General features: G+C 39.2%; 6 protein-coding genes. 5 read left to right on the forward strand and 1 reads right to left on the reverse strand.

The genetic code is table 11. The features are described from left to right. Nucleotides 1-3 precede the first annotated feature (3 nt). The 5 genes from AW17_RS15230 (at nt 4) to AW17_RS15250 (ending at nt 6,898) form a co-directional block, all read left to right on the forward strand. The gene (locus AW17_RS15230) at nt 4-717 is read left to right on the forward strand and encodes a 3'-5' exonuclease (protein WP_029277870.1); all 714 of its coding nucleotides are present in this window, start codon (nt 4-6) and stop codon (nt 715-717) included. Continuing rightward, nucleotides 717-2,423 (forward strand): ABC transporter ATP-binding protein, encoded by a 1,707-nt coding sequence (locus tag AW17_RS15235; RefSeq protein WP_029277872.1) that lies wholly within the window; start codon nt 717-719, stop codon nt 2,421-2,423. The genes AW17_RS15230 and AW17_RS15235 overlap by 1 nt, the downstream gene beginning before the upstream one ends. Nucleotides 2,424-2,429: 6 nt before the next feature. Continuing rightward, nucleotides 2,430-3,470, forward strand: a complete 1,041-nt coding sequence (locus tag AW17_RS15240; RefSeq protein ID WP_029277874.1) for a sialidase family protein — start codon at nt 2,430-2,432, stop codon at nt 3,468-3,470. Between the two features lie 275 nt (nt 3,471-3,745). Then, nucleotides 3,746-5,878: a ribonuclease R gene (rnr, locus tag AW17_RS15245; protein WP_029277876.1), complete on the forward strand. Its 2,133-nt coding sequence runs from the start codon at nt 3,746-3,748 to the stop codon at nt 5,876-5,878. A gap of 45 nt (nt 5,879-5,923) precedes the next feature. Beyond that, nucleotides 5,924-6,898, forward strand: a complete 975-nt coding sequence (locus tag AW17_RS15250; protein ID WP_029277878.1) for a polyprenyl synthetase family protein — start codon at nt 5,924-5,926, stop codon at nt 6,896-6,898. A gap of 158 nt (nt 6,899-7,056) precedes the next feature. On the opposite strand, the gene AW17_RS24680 is transcribed toward AW17_RS15250, so the two are convergent. Further along, a partial coding sequence (locus AW17_RS24680; protein ID WP_029277880.1) for a hypothetical protein occupies nt 7,057-7,241 on the reverse strand: 185 nt, incomplete at its 5' end.

Consider the following 7,241-nt stretch of genomic DNA (forward strand, 5'->3'; position numbering starts at 1 on the left):
TATATGTTAAAGGCGTTAGATCTCAATCAGGTAATGGTTATCGATATCGAAACTGTACCTCAATATCCATCTTTTCAAGATGTACCCCCACATTTCCAGGAACTTTGGGAGCAGAAAACACATTACCAAAGAAGTTCAGATCAAACTGCTGAAGAATTTTATGAAAAAGCAGGCATTATGGCCGAATTTGGTAAGATTATCTGCATTAGCATGGGCATTTTCAATGTACAGGACGAATCCTGCTCTTTTCGCATCAAATCTATTTTTGGCCACGATGAAAAAGAAATGCTGCTACAGTTTTCTGCTTTATTGAGTAAACAAATGCCTACCTTAATGTTCTGTGCGCACAATGGAAAAGAATTCGATTTCCCCTATTTGTGCCGAAGGTTATTGGTTAACGGCATAGAAATTCCGGTTCAATTGCAGCTTTCAGGTAAAAAACCTTGGGAGGTAAATCATATCGATACGATGGAACTCTGGAAATTTGGCGATTACAAACATTTTACTTCTTTAAACCTGCTAGCCGCTATTTTAGATATTCCTACACCTAAAGATGATATCAACGGCGCGCAGGTAAGACAAGTTTATTATGAAGAAAAAAATCTCGATAGAATTATTACCTATTGCCAGAAAGATGTAATTACTACCGCCCAGGTACTGTTAAAATTTAAAGGTATGAATATAATTCCGGCAGAAAACATTACAATTGTAACCTAATGTTAAACGTTGAGCATTTAAATATCGATTTTTATAACCAGGAAGAAAAAACCTGGTTTAATGCGGTAAAACAGATCAGTTTTAATGTAAAAAAAGGAACCGTTTTGGGTATTGTTGGCGAATCTGGTTCTGGAAAATCAGTTACATCTTTCTCTATTATGCGCTTGCATGATGAACGTGCCGCAAAAATTACCGGAGAAATAGATTTTGAAGACATTAGCCTGCTCAATCTCAGCTCAAACGAAATCCGCCAGATCAGGGGAAACCAGATCTCAATGATTTTTCAGGAACCCATGACTTCGCTCAACCCCGTTTTTACCTGCGGATACCAAGTGGCAGAAGCCATCATGTTACATCAAAAGGTAGATAAAGCCGAAGCCAAAAAACATACCATCGCACTGTTTAACGAAGTGCAGTTGCCCCGACCAGAAAAAATATTTGATAGTTACCCACACCAAATATCAGGCGGACAAAAGCAAAGGGTAATGATTGCCATGGCCTTAAGCCGCGATCCAAAATTATTAATAGCCGATGAACCCACCACGGCACTAGATGTAACCGTTCAGAAAACAATTTTACAGCTCCTGTTAAAACTGAAACAGGAACGGAACATGGCAATGATCTTTATCTCGCACGATTTAGGCGTAGTAAATGAAATTGCCGATGAGGTTGCCGTAATGTACAAAGGCGAAATCGTAGAGCAAGGTCCGGCAAAATCTATTTTCGAAAACCCGCAACACCCCTACACCAAAGGTTTGCTTGCCTGTCGCCCCTCACCTAGTCTACAATTAAAAAAATTACCGGTGGTGGCCGATTTCCTTACCGGAAAAATTGATGATGCTTCAGCACATTTACAGGCTTCAAACCAACTAACAACAGCAGAAATAGCCACACGGAGAGCGGAACTTTATACCCAGAAACCTTTACTTCAGATTAAAGACCTATGTACCTGGTATCCTATCCATAATGGTCTTTTTGGCAAAACGACTGGTTATGTTAAAGCTGTTGACCAGTTGAATTTTGAGGTTTTTCCTGGTGAAACCTTAGGTCTGGTTGGCGAATCGGGTTGTGGCAAAACCACTCTCGGCCGTACCATTTTACGGCTGATACAGCCTACTTATGGTGAAATCATTTTTAATGGAGAAAACATTACACACATCAACAAAACAGCCTTACGGAAGTTAAGGAAAGATATTCAGATTATTTTTCAGGATCCTTACGCTTCATTAAACCCTAAATTAAGCATCGGTCAATCGATTTTAGAGCCATTACAGGTGCATAAATTATACCGTAACGATAACGAGCGTAAACAAAAAGTACTGGAATTGCTTGATAAAGTTGGCTTAAAAGAAGAGCATTTTAACCGGTATCCGCATGAATTTAGTGGCGGACAAAGGCAGCGTGTAGTGATCGCAAGGGCTTTGGCTTTACAACCTAAATTTATCATCTGCGATGAATCGGTATCTGCTTTAGATGTTTCCGTGCAGGCGCAGGTTTTAAACCTCATCAAAGATCTCCAACGCGAATTCGGACTCACTTATATATTCATTTCTCATGATCTGGCGGTTGTAAAGCATATTTCAGACCGTATTTTAGTAATGAATAAAGGAAAAATCGAAGAAGAAGGTTTTCCAGAGCAGATATTTTATGCGCCAAAAGCAGCTTATACCCAAAAGCTGATCGCGGCTATACCAGGACACCAATAATAAAAAATGCTTAAATATTTTTCAATTGTTTTTGCACTAATTTTTCTTTCTTTAAACGTTTATGCGCAAAAAGTAGAAATCATTCAGTCGACTACTATTTTTGAAAAGGCGCCATTCGAGGCCTGTCATGCCTCAACCCTGGTTGATTTGGGCAAAGGAAAACTAATGGCCGCCTGGTTTGGCGGCAAACACGAAGGAAGTAAAGACGTAATCATCTGGTCGTCAATAAAAACCGGGACACAATGGAGCCAACCAATCGAAATCGCAAATGGGATAATAAACGATAGCAGCAGATTTGCCTGCTGGAATCCTGTGCTTTTTAAAACAAAAAACGGCACTTTATTTTTACATTATAAGGTCGGTGCAAATCCCAGAACCTGGTGGGCAGAATATAAAACATCTGTTAATAATGGAAAAACATGGTCTAAAGCACAGAAATTGCCTAAAGATTTCTTAGGGCCAATCAAAAATAAACCGATTCAATTACCAAACGGAACAATTCTTTATCCCTCAAGTACAGAAAGTTTAGATGGAAAAACATGGGCCATCCATATTGAAAAATCAGATGCGGAAGGTAAAAACTGGAAAAAGATCAATCTCAACTGTGATACTTTCGGCGTAATCCAACCTTCTATTTTAACCTATCCAAATGGAAGGTTACAGTTATTATGCAGAAGCAGGCAGAATGCGATTGTAGAAAGCTGGTCGGAAAATAATGGCGAAACCTGGTCAAAACTTAAGGCTACCCAATTGCCTAATCCAAATTCTGGTAGCGATGCCGTAACCCTGAAAGATGGTCGGCAATTACTGGTTTACAATCCGCTAACAGCCGGTAAAAACTGGTGGGAAGGCAGATCAGTATTAAAACTGGCCATATCAACCGATGGCGAAAATTGGCAGGATATTTACACACTCGAAAACCATAGCAAAGGCGAATACAGCTATCCGGCCATTATCCAGGATAGAAGCGGCAACATCCATTTGAGCTATACTGCCGAGCGGAAGAAAATCACTTACATGGAGATTAGGTTAGTCCATAGTCCATAGTCCATAAGGAGGAATGAAGGTTAGAAATAAGGTTTAATCTGGAATATTATTTATTTGGTTAATCCTTGATAGTCAATAGCAATTTTCTCTACCCCCGCCTTGGCTATCAACTATGAGCTATTAAACCATCAGCAGGTAACCTGTTTGCTGTACCAATAAAAACCCAATGACCGATGAACCAATGAACCATAAACCATCATCCATTTTACATATTGTGCCCTATATTTTCCATCCTGAGCATCTTTTCTGTATCTTCGGTAAATTCAGTTTAGCATATGGCAAAGAAAAAATCGGCAAATATAAAATTGGTTCTGAATCAATTGGTTAGTGATGTTTTTGAAAAAAACAATAATCAGCTGCTTAATTACAAGCAGGTTTCGGCCAAATTAAATTTGAACGATCAAGAATCAAGAGAAACCATTCTCGAGATCTTAAAAGAAGGGAAAAGTACTGGCATTTTCTTAGAACCAGAAAAAGGTAAATTTAAACTTAAAGAGCTGCAAAACTTTATTATCGGTACGGTTGATATGACTGCCGATGGTTCAGCTTATATTGTTCCGGAAGATGAATTTGAGAAAGATGTTTTTGTAGCTCCACGAAAACTTAAAAATGCGTTGCATGGTGATACCGTAAAAGCTTATGTTTTTGCGAAGAAAAGCGGTCGTAAAAATGATGGTGAAGTTGTCGAAATCATCAAAAGGGCAAAATCAGATTTTACAGGTGTAATCAAAATATCAGATCGTTTTGCCTTCGTAATTGCGGACGACAAAAAAATGATGCACGATATTTTTGTCCCATTGGCCGATATCCACGAAGCCAAAAACGGTCAGCGTGTATTAGTAACCCTCTCAGATTGGCCAGAAAGTGCTAAAAATCCTATTGGGATTGTTAAACATGTACTGGGTAACCAGGGCGAGAACAATACCGAAATGAATGCTATTTTGGCACAGTATGGTTTTCCTTTAGAATTCCCCCCTCAGGTAGAGCGTGAAGCCAATGCCATTCCTGAAGAAATACCAACAGCTGAAATTGCCAAAAGAAAAGATTTTAGAAAGGTACTAACCTTTACGATAGATCCTGCAGATGCGAAAGATTTCGATGATGCCATTTCTTATCAGAAACTACCGAATGGAAACCATGAAATTGGTGTTCATATTGCCGATGTTTCACATTATGTAATCCAGGGAACCGATCTCGATAAAGAAGCGTACAGCCGTGCCACTTCGGTTTATTTGGTAGACCGTGTGATCCCGATGCTGCCAGAGCGTTTGAGTAATGGGGTATGTTCATTACGTCCACATGAAGATAAATTGTGTTTTGCAGCCGTTTTCGAACTGGATGAGCAGGCCAATATTCAATCAGAATGGTATGGCAGAACAGTAATTCATTCTGACAGAAGATTTAGTTATGAAGAGGCTCAGGAAGTAATCGAAAACAAAGAAGGTGATTATGCAGCAGAAATCCTGAAACTGAACGAATTAGCCTATATCCTTCGCGAGCGTAAATTTAAAAACGGGGCCATCAGTTTCGAAAGTACTGAAGTTAAATTCAAACTGGATGAAGCTGGCAAACCAATTGGTGTTTATGTAAAAGAGCGTAAAGATGCCCATAAACTGATTGAGGATTACATGCTTTTGGCCAACCGTAAAGTTGCCGAGTTTATAGCCAAGAAAACTAAGGGGAAAGACAAACTGACCTTTGTTTATCGTGTGCACGATTCGCCAAATATGGAAACCCTGAATACTTTCGCAACCTTTGCTTCACGTTTCGGTTATAAAATCAATACCAAATCGGATAAAGAAATTGCCAAATCACTAAACAATTTAATGGCCGATGTAGAAGGCAAGAAAGAACAGAATATCCTAACTTCTCTGGCCATCAGATCAATGGCAAAAGCGATTTATTCTACTAAAAAAACCAGTCATTATGGCTTGGCTTTTGAATATTACACACACTTTACTTCCCCTATCCGCCGTTATCCGGATGTAATGGCGCATAGGCTTTTACAGACTTATTTAGATGGAGGTAAATCTGCTGATATGGAATTTTACGAAGTGGCCTCTGTACATTCTTCGGCAATGGAGAAAAGAGCTGCAGATGCTGAACGTGCTTCTATTAAATACAAACAGGCCGAATACTTAGAAAACAATATCGGTACGGAATATAAAGGCATTATTTCGGGTGTTACCGAATGGGGTATGTATGTTGAGATAGAAGAGAACAAATGTGAAGGCATGATCCGTTTAAGGGACATATCAGACGATTTTTATGTGCTTGATGAGAAAAATTACTGCATAGTAGGTCAACGCAAAAAGAAAAAATACCAGCTGGGTGATGAAGTGATGATCAGGGTGAAAAAAGTAGATCTTTCTAAACGTCAAATCGATTTCACCTTAATTCCAGATTAAAATTTAAAATTGTGCCTTAAACACAGTGTTTACGCAATAATTACAATGCATACTACAGAAGAATTACAACAAATTTTAGATACCGCAATACAAAATTTAAAGTTTCCGAATCATCCTAAACAGCTTTACGATCCGATTACTTATATCATTAATCTGGGTGGGAAACGGGTAAGACCACTATTGGTTTTAATGGCGACAGAGTTGTTTGGTGGAGATGCAAACGAATCTATCCACGCCGCTATGGCCATTGAGATCTTTCATAATTTTACGCTTGTTCATGACGATATTATGGACAATGCACCACTCCGTAGAGGGAAAGCCACCGTACACGAAAAATGGAGCACCAATATTGCCATTTTAAGTGGCGATGTGATGATGGTGGAAGCTAATAAAAACCTTGCGAAGGTGAATCCGGCTTTTCTTGGCCCAGTACTAAACACTTTTAATGCAACCGCTCAAGGCGTTTGCGAAGGCCAGCAGTTAGATATGGAATTTGAAGGCCGTGATGATGTGAGTATTGAAGAATACATCAACATGATCAGGTTAAAAACAGCAGTGCTTTTGGGTGGTGCCTTAAAGCTTGGTGCCATTATAGCGGGAGCTTCAGAAAAAGATGCAGACTTAATTTACCAGTTTGGCGAAAATATCGGCATTGCTTTTCAGTTACAGGATGATATTTTAGATGTTTATGCTGATCCTGAAAAATTCGGAAAACAGGTAGGTGGCGATATTATAGCCAACAAAAAAACCTTCCTGCTGTTAAAAGCTTTCGAACTTGCCGATGGAGAAACCAGGGCATCATTAGATACCTGGACAGGCTACAAAGAATTTAATGTGCAGGAAAAAGTAGATACTGTGCGCCAGGTATACGATACTTTGGATATTCAGGATATTGCTAAAGAAAGCATGAACAATTACCTCAACAAAGCTTTAGCTGTATTTGCGCAGATTAATGTAAGCGATGAGCGCAAAGCGAATCTTTTAACGCTTACAGATCAGTTAATGGCCAGGGAGTATTAATAAAAAAGAGTTGTCAACTTTTATAGCCAAACGGCCTGAAAGTTGACAACTCTATATTTCCTTTACTTGTCAGTCTGAGCCTGTCGAAGACCCTTTTATGGTTAAATCAAAAATTGTCTTTCGACAAGCTACCATTGACGTTATTTTGCAATTGCTTACTAATAAGATATTTGCGATACTATACATTTCCACCCAGCTAGGCCACAGCACCGTATCCCCGTTCCACTTAAATCCGGCCTAACAAATTTTTCGTATTCTGCTGACCCAGCCACCCCACTGACCTTTAAAGAAAAATTTTCAGCCGGCATTTTTTGTTTCTTTTTGATGCCAAAAAGAAAGAGCC

The sequence above is a fragment of the Pedobacter borealis DSM 19626 genome (assembly GCF_000708285.2).
GTDB lineage: Bacteria > Bacteroidota > Bacteroidia > Sphingobacteriales > Sphingobacteriaceae > Pedobacter > Pedobacter borealis.

Excerpts from the sequence above, each read along its gene's own strand:
- AW17_RS15230 (WP_029277870.1), top strand. The coding sequence starts at position 4 with ATGTTAAAGGCGTTAGATCTCAATCAGGTAATGGTTATCGATATCGAA.
- AW17_RS15235 (WP_029277872.1), top strand. The coding sequence starts at position 717 with ATGTTAAACGTTGAGCATTTAAATATCGATTTTTATAACCAGGAAGAA.
- AW17_RS15240 (WP_029277874.1), top strand. The coding sequence starts at position 2,430 with ATGCTTAAATATTTTTCAATTGTTTTTGCACTAATTTTTCTTTCTTTA.
- rnr (WP_029277876.1), top strand. The coding sequence starts at position 3,746 with ATGGCAAAGAAAAAATCGGCAAATATAAAATTGGTTCTGAATCAATTG.
- AW17_RS15250 (WP_029277878.1), top strand. The coding sequence starts at position 5,924 with ATGCATACTACAGAAGAATTACAACAAATTTTAGATACCGCAATACAA.